This is a genomic window from Mesorhizobium sp. LNHC229A00, assembly GCF_000502415.1.
GTDB lineage: Bacteria > Pseudomonadota > Alphaproteobacteria > Rhizobiales > Rhizobiaceae > Mesorhizobium.
Genome location: NZ_AYWQ01000021.1, coordinates 21,145 through 42,288, shown reverse-complemented (window position 1 = coordinate 42,288; position 21,144 = coordinate 21,145). Strand labels below are relative to the sequence as shown.

The 21,144-nt window shown below is 60.1% G+C and carries 16 protein-coding genes and 4 pseudogenes; 9 read left to right on the top strand and 11 right to left on the bottom strand.

Features of this window, described 5'->3' with window-relative positions; translation table 11 throughout:
• The first annotated feature begins 31 nt into the window (after positions 1 to 31).
• From X742_RS1000000174955 to X742_RS143850, 3 genes are all read left to right on the top strand, one after another.
• Positions 32 to 673, top strand: coding sequence for a CGNR zinc finger domain-containing protein (locus tag X742_RS1000000174955; RefSeq protein ID WP_084569646.1), 642 nt, complete (start codon positions 32 to 34; stop codon positions 671 to 673).
• Between the two features lie 477 nt (positions 674 to 1,150).
• Positions 1,151 to 1,543, top strand: coding sequence for a low affinity iron permease family protein (locus tag X742_RS143840; RefSeq protein WP_023774697.1), 393 nt, complete (start codon positions 1,151 to 1,153; stop codon positions 1,541 to 1,543).
• 963 nt (positions 1,544 to 2,506) lie between these two features.
• Complete coding sequence (locus X742_RS143850; RefSeq protein ID WP_031248440.1) at positions 2,507 to 3,712, top strand: cation:proton antiporter; 1,206 nt, start codon at positions 2,507 to 2,509, stop codon at positions 3,710 to 3,712.
• A gap of 770 nt (positions 3,713 to 4,482) precedes the next feature.
• On the opposite strand, the gene X742_RS1000000176035 is transcribed toward X742_RS143850, so the two are convergent.
• The 6 genes and pseudogenes from X742_RS1000000176035 to X742_RS1000000176025 form a co-directional block, all read right to left on the bottom strand.
• Positions 4,483 to 4,659 carry a response regulator transcription factor gene (locus tag X742_RS1000000176035; protein WP_023774693.1) on the bottom strand — a complete coding sequence of 59 codons (177 nt, stop codon included), beginning with the start codon at positions 4,657 to 4,659 and terminating at the stop codon, positions 4,483 to 4,485.
• Between the two features lie 171 nt (positions 4,660 to 4,830).
• Positions 4,831 to 6,201 (bottom strand): sensor histidine kinase, encoded by a 1,371-nt coding sequence (locus tag X742_RS143855; protein WP_198019250.1) that lies wholly within the window; start codon positions 6,199 to 6,201, stop codon positions 4,831 to 4,833.
• A 52-nt stretch (positions 6,202 to 6,253) separates the two neighbouring features.
• Positions 6,254 to 6,640, bottom strand: coding sequence for a response regulator (locus X742_RS143860; RefSeq protein WP_023774691.1), 387 nt, complete (start codon positions 6,638 to 6,640; stop codon positions 6,254 to 6,256).
• The gene (locus X742_RS0138320) at positions 6,637 to 7,941 is read right to left on the bottom strand and encodes a PAS domain S-box protein (RefSeq protein WP_023774690.1); all 1,305 of its coding nucleotides are present in this window, start codon (positions 7,939 to 7,941) and stop codon (positions 6,637 to 6,639) included. The genes X742_RS143860 and X742_RS0138320 overlap by 4 nt, the downstream gene beginning before the upstream one ends.
• Positions 7,925 to 8,512, bottom strand: coding sequence for a GAF domain-containing protein (locus tag X742_RS1000000176030; RefSeq protein WP_023774689.1), 588 nt, complete (start codon positions 8,510 to 8,512; stop codon positions 7,925 to 7,927). The genes X742_RS0138320 and X742_RS1000000176030 overlap by 17 nt, the downstream gene beginning before the upstream one ends.
• 443 nt (positions 8,513 to 8,955) lie before the next feature.
• Positions 8,956 to 9,290, bottom strand: a pseudogene (locus X742_RS1000000176025) (IS1 family transposase); the annotation flags it as partial.
• 821 nt (positions 9,291 to 10,111) lie between these two features.
• Between X742_RS1000000176025 and X742_RS1000000176775 the strand changes: the two are divergent.
• The 4 genes and pseudogenes from X742_RS1000000176775 to X742_RS143880 all read left to right on the top strand — a co-directional run.
• Positions 10,112 to 10,411 (top strand): SIR2 family protein, encoded by a 300-nt coding sequence (locus X742_RS1000000176775; protein ID WP_348524189.1) that lies wholly within the window; start codon positions 10,112 to 10,114, stop codon positions 10,409 to 10,411.
• Between the two features lie 230 nt (positions 10,412 to 10,641).
• Positions 10,642 to 10,863, top strand: a pseudogene (locus tag X742_RS1000000174300) (NADH-quinone oxidoreductase subunit D); the annotation flags it as partial.
• A gap of 31 nt (positions 10,864 to 10,894) precedes the next feature.
• Positions 10,895 to 11,151: pseudogene (locus X742_RS1000000174295) on the top strand (NADH-quinone oxidoreductase subunit D); the annotation flags it as partial.
• 151 nt (positions 11,152 to 11,302) lie between these two features.
• Positions 11,303 to 12,217, top strand: a pseudogene (locus tag X742_RS143880) (NADH-quinone oxidoreductase subunit D); the annotation flags it as partial.
• Between the two features lie 382 nt (positions 12,218 to 12,599).
• Here the strand turns inward: X742_RS143880 and X742_RS143885 are convergent.
• Both X742_RS143885 and X742_RS143890 read right to left on the bottom strand, forming a co-directional pair.
• Positions 12,600 to 13,043: a hypothetical protein gene (locus X742_RS143885; protein ID WP_031248436.1), complete on the bottom strand. Its 444-nt coding sequence runs from the start codon at positions 13,041 to 13,043 to the stop codon at positions 12,600 to 12,602.
• A 43-nt stretch (positions 13,044 to 13,086) separates the two neighbouring features.
• A complete protein-coding gene (locus X742_RS143890; protein WP_023774682.1) occupies positions 13,087 to 13,443 on the bottom strand; it encodes a hypothetical protein in 357 nt (118 codons plus the stop codon).
• Positions 13,444 to 14,343: 900 nt separating this feature from the next.
• Here X742_RS143890 and X742_RS143895 point away from each other — a divergent pair.
• Together X742_RS143895 and X742_RS143900 are read left to right on the top strand one after the other, a co-directional pair.
• Positions 14,344 to 15,627, top strand: coding sequence for an SDR family oxidoreductase (locus tag X742_RS143895; RefSeq protein WP_023774681.1), 1,284 nt, complete (start codon positions 14,344 to 14,346; stop codon positions 15,625 to 15,627).
• Positions 15,627 to 16,112: a DUF2269 family protein gene (locus X742_RS143900; protein ID WP_023774680.1), complete on the top strand. Its 486-nt coding sequence runs from the start codon at positions 15,627 to 15,629 to the stop codon at positions 16,110 to 16,112. The genes X742_RS143895 and X742_RS143900 overlap by 1 nt, the downstream gene beginning before the upstream one ends.
• Positions 16,113 to 16,381: 269 nt before the next feature.
• On the opposite strand, the gene X742_RS143905 is transcribed toward X742_RS143900, so the two are convergent.
• The 3 genes from X742_RS143905 to X742_RS143915 form a co-directional block, all read right to left on the bottom strand.
• The gene (locus tag X742_RS143905; protein WP_023774679.1) at positions 16,382 to 17,854 is read right to left on the bottom strand and encodes a protein adenylyltransferase SelO; all 1,473 of its coding nucleotides are present in this window, start codon (positions 17,852 to 17,854) and stop codon (positions 16,382 to 16,384) included.
• A 399-nt stretch (positions 17,855 to 18,253) separates the two neighbouring features.
• On the bottom strand, positions 18,254 to 20,044 hold the full coding sequence (locus tag X742_RS143910) for an ABC transporter ATP-binding protein (RefSeq protein WP_023774678.1): 1,791 nt from the start codon (positions 20,042 to 20,044) through the stop codon (positions 18,254 to 18,256).
• Complete coding sequence (locus X742_RS143915) at positions 20,016 to 20,966, bottom strand: beta-glucosidase (RefSeq protein ID WP_245275618.1); 951 nt, start codon at positions 20,964 to 20,966, stop codon at positions 20,016 to 20,018. Before X742_RS143915 ends, X742_RS143910 begins: the two co-directional genes overlap by 29 nt.
• Positions 20,967 to 21,144: the final 178 nt, after the last annotated feature.

The following is a 21,144-nucleotide window of genomic DNA, read 5'->3' as shown; positions in this document are numbered from 1 at the left end:
GAGTAACCATTTATCAGGTTACATATTGACGATGATGGAATCAACGGAATTTGTCCGGACCTATGTCTCGCCGCGCGGCCCTATGCGCATGCTAGGTGGTGCGCCCGCTCTTGACCTTGCTAACACATTACACTGGCGCGACGGGGCAGAGATCGACTGCATACCGAGCTATCAAGATCTGTTGGTTTTTTGCATTCCGGCCCTGTTGTTGTCGGAAAATGAAGGGCGGGTCCTCGAGCGTCGTGCCGTAACTTACCCACGCGTCGCCCGCGATGTGCATCTCGAGGTGCTAAAGCTACGCGCCGCCCTCAAATCGTGGCTCAATGTCTGTGCGAAAAACTTCGGCCATGGGGTCGCCTCGCAAGCCGTTGCGCTGCGCAGCTTTCATAAGGCGATAGGGCAGGCGGGCGGGCCGGCTTGCCTTGGCGACATCTTGAACCTCCAATCCGCGTCGGCAAACGAAAGGCTATACCTGCCGCTGCGCCGGTCAGCAGCGGCCGCTGCCATGCTGGTGCTGTTCCCCTCAGGAAACGACATCCGGCGATGTGAGGCTGACAATTGCGGCGGCTTTTTCATTGACGACAGCCGCTCCAAACCGAGGCGCTGGTGCTCGATGGACAGTTGCGGCAACCGCGCCAAGGCGGCCCGCTACCGCCTGGCACATCGGAAGTAGCGCAGAATGGAAAGGCCGGCCGGCAGTTTTCAAGGCGACGAAGGGCCCCAGTGCGTCCCTTCGCCTCCTCAGCTGCCCTGAAACTCGTCGGAACGGTCGAGTGATATTCAGCGATAACTCGACCCGGCAAATACCCTGCGTGCCCGACGGCTGTACTTTAGTACACGACGGAGCAGGAACTCGGCGGCGGCGTCCCTGCCCCGCCGCAGGTGGCATTTTTTCCTCCAGCGAGGAGGCAGCGAAGAAGGGGCCTGCCAAGAAGGCCACCCCCAGGAAGGCAGCTACGAAGAAGGCATCGAGTGGGAAGGCGAGCGCGGCCAAGAAGACCGGAGCCGCCCCGGCTATGGCAGCCCACTCAAAGAACGCCGGCTCAAAAAGCCAATCTGGTCAGTCCAAATCGGCCGCTAGGAAAAAAGCGGCGGCCCAATAAATTGAAGAATTCCGCTTAGGCGGGGTTCCTACCGGCCGGGACTTTGAGTGGAAAAGACATTCGGAAAAATTGCGAACGCCGTTGCTCGTGGAGCGGGTCGGCCGAGCACATTCATACTTTGTATCGCGGTGATCGCGGTGTGGGGCTGCTCCGGACCTGCCCTCGGCTTTTCTGAAACCTGGCAGCTCATCATCAACACCTCGACGACGATCATTACCTTCCTGATGGTCTTCCTGATCCAGAACACACAGTACCGGGATGGGGCAGCGGTACAGGCTAAGCTTGACGAGCTTGTGCGCGTGAGTAACGGGAAGAACAGCTTTATCGGGATAGATTCTTTAACGGCGACCGAAGTTGAAGAGATCAGGGCGACCTGTGAGGCCGCAGTGGCCCGCGTCCACTCACCCGGGCAGGTACGCAGAGGAAGCGAGGCGCAATGAAAAAGAACATCGCCAACGGCAAGTAAGAGAAATGGCATTAAGCCGCTCCTCGCCAATGAAACGAAGCATGGGCAACATGCCCTGCGATCTGTGGTAGCTCCGTATGCCTCACATCCAAAACGGGCGAGCGATCACGCGGCCTAACTCCTCTTCCAAAAATTCTCCATGGAGAGCTAGGTGAACGAGGCCGTCCAGCTCAACGGCACCAGGCCAGTGAGCGCCTCTCATGAGGCAATAAGTCGGATCGGACCTCCGGCCCTGATGTCGCCCACGCCCAGCGTCGTTGGTGTCGGAGAAATACAGGAAATCGACCCATCCATCTGAGATTTTTCCGACGATTTCGCCCGAACAGCCGGTAGCTATGGAGCCCCCAGAAGACGAAACCGTAGAACGCAATCTCGACAGTATGCGCGGCAAGCGCTCCGAAGATTACGATCAGAAGTCGTCCTCGGCTTGGAACCCGCCGACCTCGGCTGAACGGGCAGAGCTCGCGACCATTTTGAACGCCTCGTAGTGGACCAGAACGCACGCTATCACCAGAATGAGCGAAACGACACTGACTGCGATGACGATGCACCGTTCAAGGAGGCTCGTGTTGATCGCGCGATTTAGTGCCTGTGAGAAGGTCTGGTTTCCGCGGCACAGACTTATCGTCAGCCGACTCGAGCGGGTTTGGCGCGTCCGCCTGATGTGGCAGCCATCTGTCACCGTCGCCGCCTTTGACGTCTCGCGCCGAAGCCGCCCCAATCGTGGCCGATGCTGTCTCCGCCATGAAGCCGAACTTGTTGAGCGCCGTAGGTTTCTCACCGCAGGTGCGACATGGGGCGGCGTGTCGGCTAGGGCGGATCCGGATCTGCTCTGGTCATATCTCCCGTTCGGACTAGGCGAACTTCTTCGCACCGGACCGTTCCACTGGGGCTTCAGAGCCCTAGTTGTCCTGATCAGACCTTACCTGGGGCCGCCATGAACGATCTCTCAATCCTCACCCTGGGGATGATCCTGCTCACCGCTTCTTTGGTGGCGATGATCTCCAGACGGCTGCAACTTCCTTACAGCGTCGGGCTTGTTGCGGCAGGTATCGCGCTTGGCTTCATGCCCGGCGTCGTCGAACTTCCCCTCAGTCGGAATCTGATTTTCACGGTCTTTTTGCCGCCGCTGATTTTCCAGGCGGCACTTGCAATCGAATGGCGTCATTTCCGCCTGAATCTGCCGGTCACAGTTCTGCTCGCTTTTCCCGGGGTCGCTATTGCCGCCGCAGTGGTTGCGGCTGGCATGCATTTCCTGCTCGGATGGACTTGGATCGGAGCCGGGCTGTTTGGCGTGCTGATAGCGGCGACCGATCCGGTGTCGGTTATCGCGGCCTTCAAGGAGACGAAGATTCAGCCCCGCCTTGCTCTGCTTGTCGAATCGGAAAGTCTCCTCAATGACGGCGCAGCCGCGGTTGGCTTCGGCATCCTGGCGGCAATGGCGGCAGGCGCCGAAGCGACGCCCCTGAGCATTGCTGCGTCGCTGTTCTGGACGGTCGCGGGTGGGATTGCCTCCGGCGCGGCCGTGGCAGCTGTGCTGCTTTTGATTGCCGGCCGGACCGAAGACCATCTTGTTGAAATAACCCTAACGACCATCGCGGCCTATGGTTCGTTTCTGCTTGCTGAGGATCTTGGCATGTCGGGCGTGCTGGCTACTCTCACCGCAGGCTTGATCGTCGGCAACGTCGGATGGAAAGGCGCTATTTCCGCGAATGCCAGAAGTCACGTTCTGGCGTTCTGGGAGTATGCGGCCTTCCTGGCAAATTCGATCGTGTTCATCTTGATCGGCGGCCATGAAGCCCATCAGCCACTTGGGATATTCGCAGGCACCTCAGTGGTCGCCATCACGCTGGTGCTGGTTGGCCGGACATTGGCTATCTATCCTTTCTGTGCCCTACTCGCAGCGACGCCCCTGAAGCTGGATGCCAGCTATCAGCACATTCTGGTCTGGGGCGGGTTGCGCGGTGCCCTCGCTCTGGCCCTGGCGCTTGCACTTCCTGATGACGTCGCCGAGCGCAGTCAAATAATCGTTGTCGCGTTCGCGGTCGTAGCTTTCTCAATCTTTATTCAGGGGTTGAGCATGCCGTGGCTTATCAGACGGATGGGGCTGACCGCCGAAAGGGGAGGTTCGACTAGCAAGTGACCGTAGCAGCCGGTGAAGAAGTGGCGATTATGTCATTGACAAACCTAAACGGAAAATAGGAATTCGACAGGCCAACATTCGAACTTTGCTAAAATCGGCTGTAGCTATCGCCCAGGACAGCGCGAATCCTCTCCTCGTCGCCCGTGACGGTTTCTGGCAATCGAGCGTTTGGAAGTGATCAGCATGCTTTCGCCCCAACGGGAGGAAAGCTATGGCTTCCATACAAGAGCACTATTCGAAGATCACCCGCCACTATGAACGCGATCTCGATTCAGGATCGGCTCCTTGAACACAATCGCCAGTGCGGCTTCCCCATTGAGAAGAACGAAGAATATCTGAACCGCTTACGCGACGGTTTGAATGCCGCGCGACGCATGCTTAAGAGAACTGGGGACGGGTCATCCGTCTGGAATGGAACCCAAAGCCACCCAACTCGTTAAAATGGTAGCGGTCGATTCCTCTGGATGTAGCCGCGCCTAATGAAAAGCCCGCCAAGGTACCGACCCAGGGCGGGCTTTTCAGCGCTACCCATCCGTGCCAGACCCACTAAGCGGTCGGTTCGCTTGGGGCTATCGGATTATGCTGATTAAGCAGTGTAGAGAGGGCCGTGATGATCTGGGGCATCGCGAACGGCTTGGTGATCATAATGCTTTCCGGAACACCCTCTACGCCCCAGTGAACCGCGCTATCCCCGCTGATGTACACCACAGGAAAGGTGGGACTGGTGCCTCTCAGGTGCTTGGCTAGTTCCCATCCGCTTTTTCCCCGACCTAGTCGAATGTCAGTAACCAGGCTGCTGAACTTCCCGGCTTCTCGCTAAACGCCTCAATGGCCGCTTCAGCATTGCGAGCTGCCACAACTCGAAACCCAGCCTCTCCCAAGCCCGTTTCGATATCGAGCAAGATCAATGGCTCGTCTTCAACGACCAGAACCGAACTGTTTTCCATGCTGGACCCATACAGCCGGCGCCACGACGCGCAACCCGCACTTTAGTGCAAACTAATGTATCGAGCATTAACTCACTTGTTTAAGCTCTTCTGCCGAGCAGCTGCTCGCTGGGCTGCATGTGAGAGGCTGCCGGGCGCAACTATCGAGGTCGCGGGCGCTGCTTCTCCACCCTAGCCGGGATTGGCAATAAGGATGTGACAGGAAATTCCGGAAGGTAGCGGGTCAATTTGGGCGCTACCAAATTCTACAGGCAGCACGTCCAGGATCAGTCTCAAGCCGAACCCTTGGTCAAGCTTTGTAGGAACAGGAGGTCCGCCGCTTTCGCGCCAATGGAGCTCGATCCCTCTGGCCGTGGTCTCCCATTCGATACTGACAGTTCCTTCCGCGTTCGAAAGTGCGCCGAACTTGGCGGCATTGGTGCACAGCTCATTGAAGACGAGCGCTAGCGGCACATTCATACGCGCTGGCAGTTTAATGTCCTTGCCGTGAAGTTCAAATCTGTTCGGGGACAAGAAGGGTCTCGCAACGCCGACGATCAGGTCAGTTAGGCTAAAGGGTTGTCCCTGCTGCGCAACAGCCAGATCAGTCGCCTTGGCCAACGCAGCGAGCCTGCCCAGAAAGCCGTTCAGCGCGGCTGGGTTGGCAGCACTTCGTCCAAACGACTGGGTTGCAAGCGCCTGGATCACGCTGAGCGAGTTCTTCACACGATGATGGACCTCGCGCAGCAGCAAGTGCTTCTGCTCGTCACCGCGCTTGCGCTCGTCAATGTCCATCAACACGCCGATGATGCGCTTCGGCTCGCCAGACGGAAAATTTTGAACCTCGGCCCGGAGCAGTCTCCAACGCAATGAGCCATCGGGAAATCGGCAACGGAATTCTGCCTCAAAGTACGGATCAGCAAGGTCGGCCGCTCTGCTGCGGATTTCCGTGATCCTCTCAAGGTCACCTGGACCCAACAACGTGCGAAGTTCGCCAACGGTCGGACAGGAATCCTCCGCCAGGCCGAACATACGGTTGAGCTCGGGGGTGACCATCAAGCGGTCCGCTGGCACATCCAGTTCCCACACCGCCATTCTGGCGGCATCTATGGCCAGTCGCTGTCTGAGTTCGGCCTCACGCAGCGCGTTTTCAGCCTGCTTGCGAGCGGTTATATCCTCGATGGTGCCGAGGAAGCGCACCGCTTTCACGGTGTCGCCGCTCCGCTGAAACACCACCTCGCCGTAGGCCAGAGCCCAACGGATCTCGCCGGTGTCGGCGCGCACGAGCCGATATTCGTATGGCTCGTTGTTCCTGATCTCAGGGTCCAGCGCCATGCGGGCCTGCTCGCTGGTGACCGGCAAATCAGCTGGGTGGGTGACGGCGCGAACTTTCTCGATGGTGATCGACTCGTCCGGAGAAAACCCACAAATCGCCCGGGCCCGGGGCGAGTAGCTCATCTCGTTGGTTTCGAGGTTCCAGTCCCAAATGCCTAGGGGAGCGGCGCGGAGCGCCAGCCTCAGCTTCAGATTATCATCCCTGAACTTATCAAGCGGTCGACGCACGGTTCCCCCAAGACAGCCCAAGTTTACACGACGTTGGTCTCAGCTACGAAACTCATGCTGACGGGCCCGCTGATCCCTGGCGTCCCGACAGGGCGGAATGCAACGAGTTGGCCAGTTTCTCCTTGGAGTAGGGTTTGTCGATGATCGGAGCTCCTCTTGCGAAGTCAGCGGCGCCCTGACCGTAGCCCGTCGTGCACACCATCGGGATGCGCCGTTCTCTCAGGGCGTCTGCGACGCGATGGCTCAACTCCCCGCGAATGTTGAGGTCCAGCACGGCCGCGTCGATATTGTGGGCCGAAATCAGGTCCAAAGCGGCGTCGATCGACGTGGCCGGACCAATGACCTCTACCCCAAGGTCGGTGAGAAAATCGTTTGCCATCATGGCAATCAGGGATTCATCCTCAACCAGGAGGACGCGTCTGCCCAACAGTGTCGTCATTGTGCGAGTATCCCCTCTTGCAGCGGAGCATCAATCTTACAAACAAGCCCTTGGGGCTGAAACTCCATTGCGACTTCTGCCTCCAAATCTGCCGCCAGGCCTCCGACAATCAGCCGCGTGCCAAATCCCCGCTGCGATGGAGCCGACACTGCGGGGCCGCCCAATTCGCTCCAAATTAGCTTCAGCCGGGGCTTGGGATTTTCGGTGCGAGCCCACTCGACCGAAACCTTGCCGGCATCGTTGGAAAGGGCACCATACTTGACTGCGTTGGTCAGCAGCTCATGAAGCGCGAGTGCGACGGAAAGGGCCTGGTTCGGCTGCAAACGAATCGCTGGCCCGCTCGTTGTGACCCGGTTGGTAAACGTGCCTCGGATCTGGAGACTGTCGGAAACCAGTTGGTCCAATGATGCATGCTCCCAACTGGTCTGGGTCAGGATGTTGTGCGCGGCGGAGAGAGCCATGAGGCGACCCTCAAAGGCGGCATGAGCCTCGGTGGCCGGAGTTCCCCTGAAGGTCTGATGGGCGATTCCCTGGACCACCGCCAGCGTGTTCTTCACACGATGGTTGAGTTCAGCCATCAGCAGGTCTCGCTGGGTCTCTGACCGTTTTCGCTCGCTGATGTCGACGATCGAGGCGAGTGTCATCAAGCCTTCGCTTGTCTGGATTGGGCTGATTCCAATCTCAACCGGCACTTGGCTTCCGTCCTTGCGCCGGGCATACAGGTCTCTGCCCGCACCCATCGGTTGCGCCAGGGGGCGACTCCCATACTTGCCGCGGAACAGGGGATGCGAACTACGAAACTGCTCGGGTACCAGCATTTCGATGCCCCGGCCAATCATCTCCTCCCTCTCATAACCAAATACGGCTTCGGCGTGCAGGTTGACGAGGATGATGCGGCCGTTCCCGTCTGTCATGACCATGCCGCTGGGGGCCGCCTCCACGGCCGAGCGAAATCGCTCCTCGCTGTGGCGTAGCGCTGCTTCCGCTCGCTCGCTTTCCGTTATGTCGACATTGACCCCGATCAGTCCGCGAAATTGGCCTTTTGTGGAAAAATGGGGGCGGGCGACGGTGAGCAGGACGCGGTATTCGCCCTTGTGGTTCTTGTAGCGACCCTGGACCGTGACACTCGACTGTGTCGTCAGCGCGTCCATCATCCGGGCTCCGATATCGGCAGCGTCGTCCGGATGGATGGTCGGGTGCCAACTGAAGGTCGGGATCTCCTCGCTCGTGACACCCCAGAACTCGCGCAGCATGCTGTTCAAATTGGTGCACTTGCCGGATGCGTCACACGTCCAGATCATGACCGGCGCATGTTCGGACATCAGGCGGAACTGTTGTTCGGATGCTCGCAACTCGTCTTCGGCAAGTTTGCGGGCCTCTTCCGCCCTGGTCCGCTCGAGATAGAATCCGATCAAGATCAAGCTCGTGGCCGGCAAAGGAATGCTTCTGCTCGTAGTAGGTCATGAACTTGCCCACCACTTCGCCTTGCGCAATCAATGGAATGAACGCCAAACCAACGATGCCTTCGCTGGCGATCCTGTCCTTGACGCTGGTCGGTTCAGAGGTCTCTGCGATGTCCGTTACAAGGATCGGCTCCGCATTGCGTTCGCCCGCTTTCCAAGGCGAATGTCCCGCCAGCGCGTGTCGGTAGGAATCGGATAGTCCCCGCCAAGCCACGAAGCGCATCACCCCTGCGTCGTCGAAAAGCAACATTGACGCCCTTCGACACCCGAGCCCATCGCGGATGGCATCCAGGCCAGCCTCGAAAGCTTCGTGATTGGATTTCGCCCGATACAGGCGGTCTGTCAGCACGTAAAGCGCGCTGAGTTCATCCACCCGTTCCGTGAGTTTCTCGCCCCCCGGTATCTGCATCGCCTCCCCTCCTTGGCGAACAAATTAGCACGACGGCATATAACGAAGACGCCGCGTCTTGGTTCCAGTTCGAAAATCAGTGGCCGCTTGGCCCATCCAACGCAATAGTCCGCACAGGCTTACGGTCAGATCATAAGGTAAGCATTGCATTACCGGGGCGGACCGTTGTCCGGCCAGTCCGGAGGGGCTAGATGACCTGCATTGCGAGCAACCGCTACCAAGGCCGCCTGCATTCATCTCATATCTCGTCTGACGCTAGGCTCGCATCGTGGTGCGCGTTCATCCGGGATCAGGTCAACTCATAATAAAAGTCGCAGATCAAATCCGCGACCGTCACAGCTTCAAAATCCGTCATCTTGGCGGGCGTCTCAATAGCGACCGTTTCCATGTTGTCGTGGTCCTCGGCAAGAAGATCCAAGGATCTTGGCGAACTTGATCTTGAGCTCTAGGTAAGCCCTATGACCGTCGCTGGTTGGCTCCTCGCGATTCGCGAGGCGAAAGATCGTCCATGAAGCCCATCGCGTATTCGCCGTCACGCCCGTCGACCAGCCACGACATGACAAGCTTGGTGGCGTCATCGATGCCGTCATGTCTATGTGTCGCCAGCGCCTTCCGGGGCAGCTTTGGCTACCCCGACGTTCATTTGCTTGGCGTAGGTAAACGACCAGATTTCATCGACCTGAATGCGCTTACCGGTCAGGTTGGAAAGCTCTTCGTCCTGAAAGGCGGCGCACACCGCACCAGCGTCCGAAAGCAGCTTGGCGACTGTGTTCTTGCTATGCCTATCACGCGTGTTTGGCGCCGCGTGAGCATTGCTTGATCTCAGCCCGGATATGGCTTGTTGGGGCAGGGATCCTGTCGGAGGTATGCCGCCTGCAACGTTGCCGATCGCAACCGGCCCATCAAAACATTGGGGATGGTCGGCGGCTCCCGGAGACTATTCGTGGAGGCTAATATAAGGTGGCGATCCATGTCTTACGAAATTCGCTTGGTCATATCGGTCCGGTTGCGATCCAGCCAGGTTGCGTTCGTTGACGGCGTAGATTGTCAGCCATCTTTGATCTGCGCACAGCTGATCCGATAGGCCGCTGGGCCGATCTCGAGGATAGTCACGTTTTCGCGGTGCATTGAACCAGAGCCTTCCGGGGCCGGCCGTCTCTCGTTTTACGAGTTCACGACCCAGCTTGCCACTCACCACGAGATTGCGTCGTTTCGCGCCGATGAAGATGGTCGCCCGATCACGGACCCGGTTCAGTCGATTATGGCGAAGCACAATGGCGCTGCGGGGCGCCGTGTGGGCTCGAATGGTTAAGCGGAGTCCAACTTCGCTCGGACCAGGTTCGCTTGCCAATGCAATTCGTCGTCGCAGCGCAATCTTGTTTGTGGGAGCGGGGGTTTCGATCAGCGTCGGACTTCCCTCTTGGGAGAAGCTCATAGAGCGAATGGCAAAGGAGCTCGGCGTCAATGATGAATTTTCCATGCAGCGCGATCGTTTTCAGACCTTGGCCGAATACTATCGAATCAAGCATGGCAGCATTGGGCCGCTTCGCAGTTGGATGGACAGAAATTGGTCTGTCCCCAAGGACCGACTACGTCTAAGTGGCCAATGCACGCGATGTAGCGCAGGCCCGCCAGGGCATTACCCAATCGTTAAGTTTCAAGGGCGACTTCGACGAGGATAATTCTCTCGTCCTTACCGAAACGGACTACCTCGATCGCCTCTCGTTCAATTCTCCCCTGGACGTGCGTTTTCGCTCGGATGCACTTGGCAGCACGATCCTCTTCATCGGCTATAGCCTTTCCGACCCCAACATACGGTTGTTGTTGCACCGTCTTTGGCAGACGTGGCATCGCTCCGGCTATGAGAAAGATCGCCCCCCCCCTCGTTCATCTTCATGACCAGCCGCAACCCCGTGGAGGAAGCCGTTCTTGAGCGGTGGGGCATTTCGGTGATCATCGGCTAAGTCGACGACCCGCAAGCCGCTTTGGTGGACTTCCTCGGCCGGCTGGCGGAGATAGTGGGAGAAGCCGGGATGAGCGATGATCGATGATGGAACGGTCGCGGGTCGGCAACCGGCTGGAACAATCGCGGTAAGGGGCAGTTAGGCGGGCTCCCGAGGAGCGCCCGCATGGCAGAAAACACCGTCCGAAATTTCAACATCAATTTCGGCCCCCAACACCCTGCCGCACACGGCGTGCTTCGCTTGGTTCTTGAACTGGATGGAGAGGTCGTCGAACGGGTGGACCCTCACGTCGGGCTGCTGCATCGCGGCACGGAAAAACTGATCGAAACCAAAACCTACCTTCAGGCCCTGCCTTACTTCGACCGCCTCGACTACGTGGCACCGATGANGAGTTCAGACGTGTGCTCTTCCGATCTCTCACGTCGGGCTGCTGCATCCGGCACGGAAAAACTGATCGAAACCAAAACCTACCTTCAGGCCCTGCCTTACTTCGACCGCCTCGACTACGTGGCACCGATGAGTCAGGAGCACGCCTGGTGCCTCGCGATCGAAAAACTGACGGGCTTGGCCGTACCGCGGCGCGGGCAGTTGATCAGGGTTCTCTACAGTGAAATCTCGCGGATCATGTCTCATCTGCTGAATGTGACAACTCAGGCCATGGACGTGGGCGCGCTGANTATGCCCAGGTCATCACCGCAACCGGCTCCGACGCTGTGCTGATGGAAGGCTCCGCGCCTCCGCCGGTGCTCAACCCGCGCCACAAGGCGTAACAAAAACGGTCGAGGCTCTAATCGCAGCTGGATGACAGTTCAGTAGCAGGTCAGCTGTACCGCGGCGCTGGCAGTTGATCAGGGTTCTCTACAGTGAAATCTCGCGGATCATGTCTCATCTGCTGAATGTGACAACTCAGGCCATGGACGTGGGCGCGCTGACGCCTCCCTTGTGGGGCTTTGTTGAACGTGAGAAGCTGATGGTCTTCTACGAGCGGGCAAGTGGCTCCCGGATGCATGCCGCGTATTTCCGGCCAGGCGGCGTGCACCAGGACCTTCCGCCAGACTTGACCGCGGACATCGGAAACTGGATCGACCCGTTTCTCAAGACAGTGGACGACCTTGACAGGTTGCTGACCGACAACCGGATATTCAAGCTGCGCAATGTCGACATCGGACGAATCTCGCAGGATGAAGCCTGGGCCTGGGGCTTTTCCGGCGTGATGGTGCGTGGCTCAGGTGCTGCATGGGATTTGCGCAAGTCACAGCCATACGAGTGCTATGCGGAGATGGACTTCGACATCCCGGTCGGCAAGAATGGCGATTGTTACGACCGCTATCTGTTACGGATGGAGGAGATGCGCCAGTCGGCCAAGATCATGCGCCAATGCGTCGACCTGCTGAAAAGGGAGGGAACTGGACCTGTTTCCAATCCCGACGGCAAGGTAGTTCCTCCCAAACGTGCGGCAATGAAGCGGTCCATGGAAGCGTTGATCCACCACTTCAAACTGTACACCGAGGGTTTTCGGGTGCCAGCCGGCGAGGTTTACGCCGCGGTGGAAGCACCGAAAGGAGAATTTGGCGTCTACCTGGTATCGGATGGCACGAACAAGCCCTACCGATGCAAGCTGCGGCCTCCGAGCTTCGCCCACCTCCAAGCCATGGACCACCTTTGCCGCGGCCATATGCTGGCCGATGTCACCGCAGTCCTTGGATCACTGGACATCGTCCTGGGGGACGTGGATCGGTAGCTGGCCCGTGGCAGCAGCGCGCACTGTCCTCGTGGGCAGCCTGCCGGCTGCCTCGATCAGCGTTCAGATGCCCTTATGACCGGCAGAATTCGAAACCTGCCGAGGAACTTGATGGTATTGAGGTCCTGTGTGCGCAACGAGCATTGGGGGCAATATGGCTATTCGATGCGGGAGACCACGAGCAACAAACGGCGGCACGGTGGCTGGCGCCGGCGCGGGTGTACGCAGGCAGAGCGACAGGCGCCGCCAACAAAGTTGCACGCGATAGCGACCCAGCTGATCTGGACGCCAATCAAACACGTTCCAAGTGGCTGCTTTACACCGGCCTTGGAGCGTGCCCTCGGTAATGGCCCGACCGTTGGAGGGTTCCGACATTTCGGTGCTACTGCTCCGGTACTGCGGAGGTTTGTGGCTGGTTGCGTGCCGCCTCGGCGATTTCCGGAATGAACTTCGTCGCGGTGCAGCTTCGGTTTACATTGGCGCGGGCGGTAAATACCTCTTGCCCGCAGACCCGCGAAGCGAGCGCGATCGGCACATGCACCGCCAGAGGTATCTCGGCCTCAGCCATTCCCAGATGCCTTGCAACCTGTTGCTTCACCTCCGGCCGGCCGAGCGAGACGTCAACGCCGACATCATCCTTGGCGGTCGGCGACGATCCTTGCGCCGGTAGTCGATCCTGCTTGGCTGTTTGCGATGAGTAGCCGGATTGATGCGCCGGCTGACTTGTCTGCGCAGAGGCCTGGGCGCCCAAAGTCAGCGAGGCCCCCAGCCCTCCAAAAAAAGCCCGGAGCCCCAAAGACACAATCCGAAGTCCGAATGCGCTCACTGCCATGTTCCTACCGTGAGTTCAAACCTAATGCCGCCCCCGGTTAGAGTTCCGTGCTGCTTCGGCCCCGTTCGAAGACCGGTAAGTCCTCTTCGTCCTCATCATTGTCACTGGTTGGCATGTCCTCGGCGTAGCTGCGGGTTAGTTCTTCGGTCTCGCTCAGCCCGTCTATCGTCTCATTGGCGCCGGCTCCTTCGTCGTGACTACCGGTAATTTCGCTGCGGGGCGTCGCGCCGATCGGCTGGTCGACATCGTCGGCTCCGATAAAGTCTGGATCAGCGCCGTGCCTGTCCTCATGGCCAGCAGGGCTGTCCAATACCGCAGCATCCTCGGGGCGGATGGCTTGATAATTGGCGAAGTCGCTTCGTTTCGTTTGCGGGGTCTCTGTTTTACTTGGCATGTCAGGTACTCCTGTTCGCTTGCCAACGTCCGAGAACGCTGGACGTTGCACGCCGGACAACCCGGACCAAGGTATCTTTGCGGCATTTGAAAACCAGGTGCCTTGCAGCCTGCCGAGGAGGAGGCGTCAGGGGTTGGCGGCAGGCTATACACCGGGAGAGGGCTGTACCGGCCCGCAGGCAGGCGAGACTCACTCAGTGATAAGCGCTTTCACAAAATGCATGTTGTTCTCCTTCAATAATGCACGCGACTGGGCGCCGAACTCGGCCGAGATAACGTTGTTCCCCGCCCTCGTCCTGGTCGAACGCGACCATCAGCCCATGCCGGACCGCAAATCGCCGCGACCAGCTCGTCGAGTTCGCCGTCGGTATGCTCGCAAATGGGTGCCAGGTCCCTGATCACCATGACCGCATCCCGGGTCGGCACTACCGAGGACGGCCTCCGGGAATGCACGAAGGCCTCCGCGACCTCCGCGACGGATGATGCTCGGTCGAAGCCACCTTACCTGCACCTGTGCCGACCCTAGGCCCAAGCTCGGTCCGTGCAAATTGTTCCCATCGGCTTCTGTCGGTCGAGGAGGAAGCTGTCGTTGTGGCGCAACATCGGGAGCGAAGGAGGTCGACCCGTCCCTTCAGGCTGCCCCGGAACAATTGTAAGTCGCTCGTGTTTGGCAACTAAGTCAGTGAGGCATGTAAATGGTCGGCCATGCTGAGCGCAAGGGCATTCGACAAAGCTTTGCTGGAGACGGTGCAACGGCCATCGAGGCGTTCGGCTCAAACGCGGAGCGCCCGACGCGGCGAGCAAGCCGAGGGGAGATTCCGGTGATCGATCACTGCATTCGTTCTTTTGTCAGCGAGGCGGCGACCCTGCACGCCCCATTTCGCGTCGCTGGACATCTCGCATGAAAGTTCTTGTCACAGGATCGAACGGTCTTATCGGTACAGCCGTCTGCGCGCGCCTGATCACCGCAGGGCACAAGCTCGTCCGGGTATCACGGCGCACACAAGCCGGGCTGGGTGAGGCCGAAGCGATTGCCATTGATATGGCGAAGGCGCTCGCCCCTGAAGAGTGGAGTGAGGCTCTTCAAGGCGTCGATGCGGTGGTGAATTGTGCCGGCGTTCTGCAAGACAGCGCCAGCGAGCACACCACGGACGTTCATGCGTCAGGCGCGGAAGTATTGTTTATTGCCTGCCGGCAAACCGGAGTCCGCCGAGTCATTCACTTTTCAGCCATCGGTGTCGACCGCGAGCAGCCCTCGGCGTTCTCCGCCAGCAAACGCGCCGGCGAGGAGGCGCTGATGCAGCTCGACCTGGACTGGGTCGTGCTGAGACCTTCCGTTGTGCTCGGCCGCCCTGTTTTTGGAGCGAGTGCACTGTTTCGTGGACTTGCGGCGCTGCCAGTGCTCCCATCGATGCCGGATACCGGGCTGCTTCAGGTGGTCCAGCTTGAGGACGTGGTGGAAACGGTGGCCCTTCTGCTTGGTGCCGACGCGCCGTCCCGGGCCTGTCTCGACCTTGCTGGTCCTGACGCGTTCACCATGGAGGAGGTAGTCGCGCAGTATCGCAGATGGCTTGGATGGGAGAAGGCCCGCGTCCTGGCTCTCCCAAGATGGGCGGCGCGTCCGCTCTATCGGGTAGGAGATGCCGTCAGTGTGCTGGGATGGCGCCCGCCCATGCGTACCAACGCCGCCCTTGAGATCAGCCGGGGCGCCACCGGTGATCCGCGACAGTGGAAGGTAACCACCGGGATCGAGCCGCAATCTCTGCCTGCCGCACTCGCCGCCAATCCGGCCACGGTGCAGGACAGGTGGTTTGCTCGGCTGTTCTTCCTCAAGCCCGCCGTCTTCACTATACTGCCGTTCTTCTGGATCGTGACCGGCATCATATCGTTGACAACGGGGTGGCAGAGCGGTGTCCAACTGATAATCAATACCGCAGTGGGTGCGCTTGCGGTGCCTTTGGTCGTGGCCGGGGCGCTGGCCGATCTGGCCATCGGCGTTCTCATCGCGCTTCGCAGGACGGCACGCCTTGGTCTGTGGGCAGCGACTAGCATATGCCTTTTCTATGCATTGGCCGGCACGCTACTGCGCCCCGACCTGTGGAACGAGCCGCTCGGCCCCCTGATGAAGATCCTGCCGATCTTTCTTCTACACCTCGTGGCGTTGGCAATCCTGGAGGAGCGCTGATGCTCTACTTCGCCCTCAAATATCTGCATGTCGTCGGCGCGGCGGTGCTGTTGGGTACGGGTGCTGGGATCGCCTTCTTCATGCTGCTTGCGCATCGGACCGGAAACCCGGCCACCGTGGCAGCCGTCGCGCGGATCGTCGTGATTGCCGATTTCCTTTTCACCGCAACCGCGGTTGTTGCGCAACCGATCACCGGTGTCGCGCTTGCTTGGCAGGCAGGGTATTCGCTCTGGGAGGGCTGGATCGTGCTATCGATCCTTCTCTACATCCTGACCGGTCTCTTTTGGCTTCCCGTCGTCTGGATGCAGATGGAAATGCGAAATCTCGCATCGTCGGCGATGATAGCCGGCCAGCCGCTTCCGCGCCGTTACCACCGGCTTTTCCAGCTCTGGTTCCTCTTCGGCTTCCCGGCCTTCAGCGCTGTCGCGGCGATTTTTTGGCTGATGATCACCCGCCCTGCTATAGAACTTGTCGGATCCCAGTGAGGGCGAGGGCCTGGGCGACGACCATCCCGGATTGTGCGAACCGGCTTCTGGCGCGTGGCTGGCGCGACACAGCCTTCTGAAATCGTCGCGGCGTGGGCGAAGTCTAGCCGGCGGAACAATCATCTTGTTCCGCTGGAACGACAGGGGCGGTCGGCGTGTTCGTCGCTGTCGCCGGGAAGTGACATCGCGCACTGCCATATGACCGCATGATGTCAGCTTGCCAACCCCCGGTCCGCATTCCCGGGGGAAGGCGCGGTGCACAGGATGTCTCAGGTGCCGCAGAAGGTCTGCAGGACCCGCTCGTCCGGCCGGGGCGGCTCGGCGTAGCGCTCCATGCTGGGTTGCTCATCGAAGGGCCGGCTGACGACCCCCAGAATCTCCTCGAAAGGTGCAAAGTCGCCGCCGAGCGCCGCCTGGATCATCGCCTCGATGCGATGGTTGCGAGGGATGAATTTGGGATTGGCGGCATGCATCGCTGCCCGGCGCATGGCCGTGTCGGCTGCTTCGCTTGCGATACGCTCGCCCCACCGCGCCGACCAGACATCGAATGCGCCTGGATCCTGAAACAACTGCCGTGCCGTGCCTTGGCCGTCAGCAGCGTCGAGGTCATTGCCAAGGCGCCGGAAGCCGAGCGTAAAGTCCACTTCGCCGCGAGCCAGCACATCCAGAAAATCGGCCGCGAGCTGCAAGTCGCCTTCCGCCTCGGTCAGCAACCCGAGCTTTCTGCGGAAACCGCGCTGCAAAACAGTCTCATAGCAGGACTGAAACGACCTCAGCACATCTTCTGCTTCAGAAACTGCCTCATTCTCGTCCGTGTTCATGAGGGGCAGCAGCGTCTCGGCAAAGCGCGCAAGGTTCCATGTGGCGACACGGGGCTGGTTGGCGTAGGCATAACGACCGCCGCGGTCGATCGAACTGAACACCGCGCTGGGGTCATAGGCGTCCATGAAGGCGCATGGGCCATAGTCGATCGTCTCGCCCGACACCGCCATGTTGTCGGTGTTCATGACGCCATGGATGAAGCCGACCAGCATCCAGCGCGCCACCAGATCAGCCTGTGCGACGACAACGGCCTCGAGCAAAGCGCGGTACGGCCGTGCTTGCCCCGCCAACTGCGGGAAGTGACGCTGAATTGCATAGTCAGCGAGGATCTTGACCGCTTCGGTATCGTTGCGCGCGGCGAAATACTGGAAGGTTCCTATCCGAATGTGGCTTGCCGCCACTCGTGTCAGAACGGCGCCGGGCAACCGGACCTCGCGATAGACCGGGTCGCCGGTGAGCACCGCCGCCAGGCTCCGCGTCGTCGGAATGCCCAGCGCGGCCATTGCTTCGCTGACGACATATTCGCGCAGGACAGGGCCAAGGGCTGCGCGGCCGTCACCGTTGCGCGAGAACCGCGTCGGTCCCGATCCCTTCAACTGGATGTCGCGCCGAATGCCATTGACGTCCACCACTTCGCCAAGCAGCAGAGCGCGTCCGTCGCCGAGTTGGGGCACGAAATTTCCGAACTGGTGGCCAGCATAGGCCAGGGCGACTGGTTGCAAGCCTTCCGGAAATCTATTGCCGGCAAGCATCGCCACTCCGTCCGGGCTGGTAAGCTGATCGGGATCGAGTCCGAGTTCCTCGGCGAGTGGCCGGTTGAACCGGATCAGCCGGGGTTCGGACACCGGCTTCGGATCTGTTTGCGCGAAGAACCGCTCCGGCAACTGCGCATAGCTGTTGCGCAGGGCGGGAAGCTGCATCGGGATGGCTCGGGATTGTTCAGCGGTCTCGGGTGACGTCATGCAAACTGTCTCTGAAGCGCAGGGGATGGGAGGCTCGCGTGATCGAGCCTCCAACCGATATAGGGATGCAAAGTCGGTGGTGCCATCCAGATCAATCAGCCCGGCCCCGATAAACTGGGAACCACCCGCCTCCGCCGAGGTTCGGGCGGGCTACCAGCTCGACAGGCAAGTGGTTGATTGTCGTGCCGGGCAGCCGACTCTGGAGACCAATGGAGAGCAGTCATGGCCGGGTCGATGAAGACCAGCCCCGCCCGACCGAAGCCTGAAGCTTGGGCCGCGCATGGCCATTGTCACCGGGTCCGACTCGGGCATTCCTTTCGCGCGCGCCGATGGGGTCGACTGGGATGTGAGAGCAGTTTATTCAGCCGCGTCGAGGGTGATACCTTCAGCCTGCAGTCTCCACATGCGAGCGAACAAACTGCCGTGAGCTCTCAGCTCCGCAGCGCTGCCGTCTTCGACCACGCGGCCGCCATCCATCACCAAAATACGATCGAAGCTGGAAAGGGTCGAGAGGCGATGCGCGACCGCGATCACGGTGCGATCTCGAAACATCTTGACCAGCGAAGACTGGATCACCAATTCCGACTCGGTATCCAGGGCAGATGTTGCTTCGTCCAAGACAATCACGGGAGCAGCCTTGAGGAACGCGCGGGCAATGCCGATTCTCTGACGCTGGCCGCCGGAAAGCTTCACGCCGCGCTCGCCAACGAGCGTGTCGTACCCCTTAGGTAACCTCGTAATAAAGGCTTCGCAGTGAGCAGCCCGCGCAGCGGCGTAAACTTCTTCCTCGCTGGCCTCAGGACGTGCGAACCGAATGTTCTCCATGACTGTCCGGTGAAACAGCAGGATCTCCTGCGGCACGACGGCCAGCGCTTCGCGCAGGCTGTCCTGTGTGACCGAGGCTATCGGCTGACCGTCAATCAGGATCTGGCCCCCCTGAACGTCGTAGAGCCGCTGCAGGAGATGGACAAAAGTCGATTTGCCCGCTCCGGACGGACCAACGATTCCGACCTTCTGGCCCGGGGGAATGGACAGGTTGAGATTGTGGATCGCGTCGACTTGAGTGCCGTAAGTGAATGACACCTTGCGGAACTCGATGGCCCCGCCACCCGGACGGATGGCCGGCGCATGAGGCAGGTCTACCACGGTCTGCGGCTGGCCGATGATGCGCAGCGTGTCTTCGATGAAGCCGAAATGCTGAACCATGTCCACGAGCGATAGCGCCATGTCGCGAGACCCGTGAAGGATGCGGAACGTCAAAGCGCTGACCAGGACGACGTCTCCGGGCGTGATTTCGCCCCGGCTCCATTGCCGGACGGCCCAGGCGAGCATGCCGCCGGCCATCACCCAAAGCGCGATGTCGTGGATGAGGCGCGCCTTTTCCGTATACATCCAGCTGTCGCGCTGTGCATCGGCTTCGGTTCGGAAGCTCGCGGCCAGCCTGGCGTGCTCGCGTGATCGGGCCGAGAATGCCTTCACCGACCACATGTTGGTGATGACATCGATCAGGCTGCCGCCGACCTCGTTGGCATAGGATGCATAAGTGCGGTGCAGGTGCCTTCCCCGTTCCCCGAACGCAAGCAGCCCGCCCATGATGACGACGACAGCGGAAGCCAGGGCCACGGCCATGCGCCAGTCGACGACCGTAAACACGATGACGGTGCCGATAAAGTCGACGGCCGGCGGCGCAATCCGCCAGATGACAATGTTAGTCAGGGCGCCGAAATTGCCCGCCGTCGCGGTAACCCGCTGGCCAAGCGAGCCGGCGAGGTTCTCAGCAAAGTACTTCATCGGCTGGCCGTTCAGGAAATCGAACAGGTCGAGCCGCATCTGAACGCCGATCGCGAGCGTCGCCTTGCAGCCGAGCCAGCCGCAGAGACGCCAAAGGATGCTCTCCACCGCGATGAGGCTGATGAAAATGGCGAGAGCCGTCTGCGCGGCAGAGCTGTCGCGAGGGCCGGCCATGGCGTCGACCAGCACCTTCATCACGTACTGGATGGCGACGGCGCAGGACGCGGCGGAGATCACCAGCACGGTCAGGAGGATGAACTGTGGCAGCTGCCTGTGGACATAGTGCCTTATGAACGCGGCCGACCCCTCCAGAAACGGAGGCAGCGGATTACCTGCTTGAGGCTTCAGATACCGCATAAGTCCCTCCGGCATATGTCCGTGACGTGAGTTCACGCTGAAGCGTCAGCAGTTTCCGGCTCTGCTCGGCCAATTCGTCCGCCATGCGCTGGCACACCGGGCGCCTGCCATGCTCTCCCATGGGACCGAGCAGGCCGACATCGCACATCCGACCATTCTCCCATCCGGGGTAGTCGATGATGGGGTAAAGGCAAATTCCCTCTAACTGGACGCCCCACTGCATGGCCTCGACGACTTCGGCGACGACGTAGTGAAACCAGGAGGGCCTTGCCGTGCGCTCGGCGCCGGTTTCGGAAATGAAGACGGGCCGATTGTAGCGTTGTGCAACTTCCACAAGCATGTCGGCCAGCGGCTTATAGGCATGATCGCCAAAGGGAATTGTCGGGCCGTGCAGGAGCCATTGATTGTCGGGATAGAAATTCACGCCGACGATATCGAGGTATTCGGGCCGGCCGCCCAACTCCGGTTCCTGAATCCCGGCAAGCATGTCGAGCGCTTCGAACTGATAGAGCCTGTAACGCTCCGCCTCGAGCTGATGCTCGACATCATGGGCATAGCCGACAACGTTGATCAGCGGTTCCGCGGTGATGAAGCGGGCCCGGGAATCAACGCGCCGGATCGCGTCCATGGCGGCAATGGCGGCTCGTACCAGGATGCGCTTCAATTCGCCTCCAAGGCCGCTCGCGCACGGGTTGATTCGGCCGGTGTCGCCACCCGCCCATGACCAGTACGAAATTTCGTTCACCGGGCAGAAGTAGGGTACCGAACCGATCTCATCGTGAATGACCCTGGCGGCGGCTTCCGCGAACCGGGCGAAACGCTCCACGAATTCCGGTGAAAAGATGTCGATATGGTCGGGCCATCCGTAATGGCAGAGATCCCAGACAACCTGAGTGCCGGTGGCGTCGGCGGCGCGCAGCATCGGAAGAAAGCTCGACCAGTCGTAATTGCCGGGCTCTCTCTCGATAAGGTGCCAGCGCAGACCGTCACGGACGGTGCGGATACCACGACGCTGAAGTTCTAGGTAGTCCGTTTCCGATGCCTCGTCGTGGCAGGTGGCGCGAAGCAGGTCGAGGCGGACGCCATCTGCGCGACGATGG

Excerpts from the sequence above, each read along its gene's own strand:
- X742_RS143890 (WP_023774682.1), bottom strand. The coding sequence starts at position 13,443 with ATGCCAAGTAAAACAGAGACCCCGCAAACGAAACGAAGCGACTTCGCC.
- X742_RS1000000176030 (WP_023774689.1), bottom strand. The coding sequence starts at position 8,512 with ATGCAGATACCGGGGGGCGAGAAACTCACGGAACGGGTGGATGAACTC.
- X742_RS1000000174955 (WP_084569646.1), top strand. The coding sequence starts at position 32 with ATGATGGAATCAACGGAATTTGTCCGGACCTATGTCTCGCCGCGCGGC.
- X742_RS0138320 (WP_023774690.1), bottom strand. The coding sequence starts at position 7,941 with ATGATCTGGACGTGTGACGCATCCGGCAAGTGCACCAATTTGAACAGC.
- X742_RS143850 (WP_031248440.1), top strand. The coding sequence starts at position 2,507 with ATGAACGATCTCTCAATCCTCACCCTGGGGATGATCCTGCTCACCGCT.
- X742_RS143910 (WP_023774678.1), bottom strand. The coding sequence starts at position 20,044 with ATGCGGTATCTGAAGCCTCAAGCAGGTAATCCGCTGCCTCCGTTTCTG.
- X742_RS143895 (WP_023774681.1), top strand. The coding sequence starts at position 14,344 with ATGAAAGTTCTTGTCACAGGATCGAACGGTCTTATCGGTACAGCCGTC.
- X742_RS143905 (WP_023774679.1), bottom strand. The coding sequence starts at position 17,854 with ATGCAGCTTCCCGCCCTGCGCAACAGCTATGCGCAGTTGCCGGAGCGG.
- X742_RS143900 (WP_023774680.1), top strand. The coding sequence starts at position 15,627 with ATGCTCTACTTCGCCCTCAAATATCTGCATGTCGTCGGCGCGGCGGTG.
- X742_RS143860 (WP_023774691.1), bottom strand. The coding sequence starts at position 6,640 with ATGACGACACTGTTGGGCAGACGCGTCCTCCTGGTTGAGGATGAATCC.
- X742_RS143915 (WP_245275618.1), bottom strand. The coding sequence starts at position 20,966 with ATGCTGCGCGCCGCCGACGCCACCGGCACTCAGGTTGTCTGGGATCTC.
- X742_RS1000000176035 (WP_023774693.1), bottom strand. The coding sequence starts at position 4,659 with ATGGAAAACAGTTCGGTTCTGGTCGTTGAAGACGAGCCATTGATCTTG.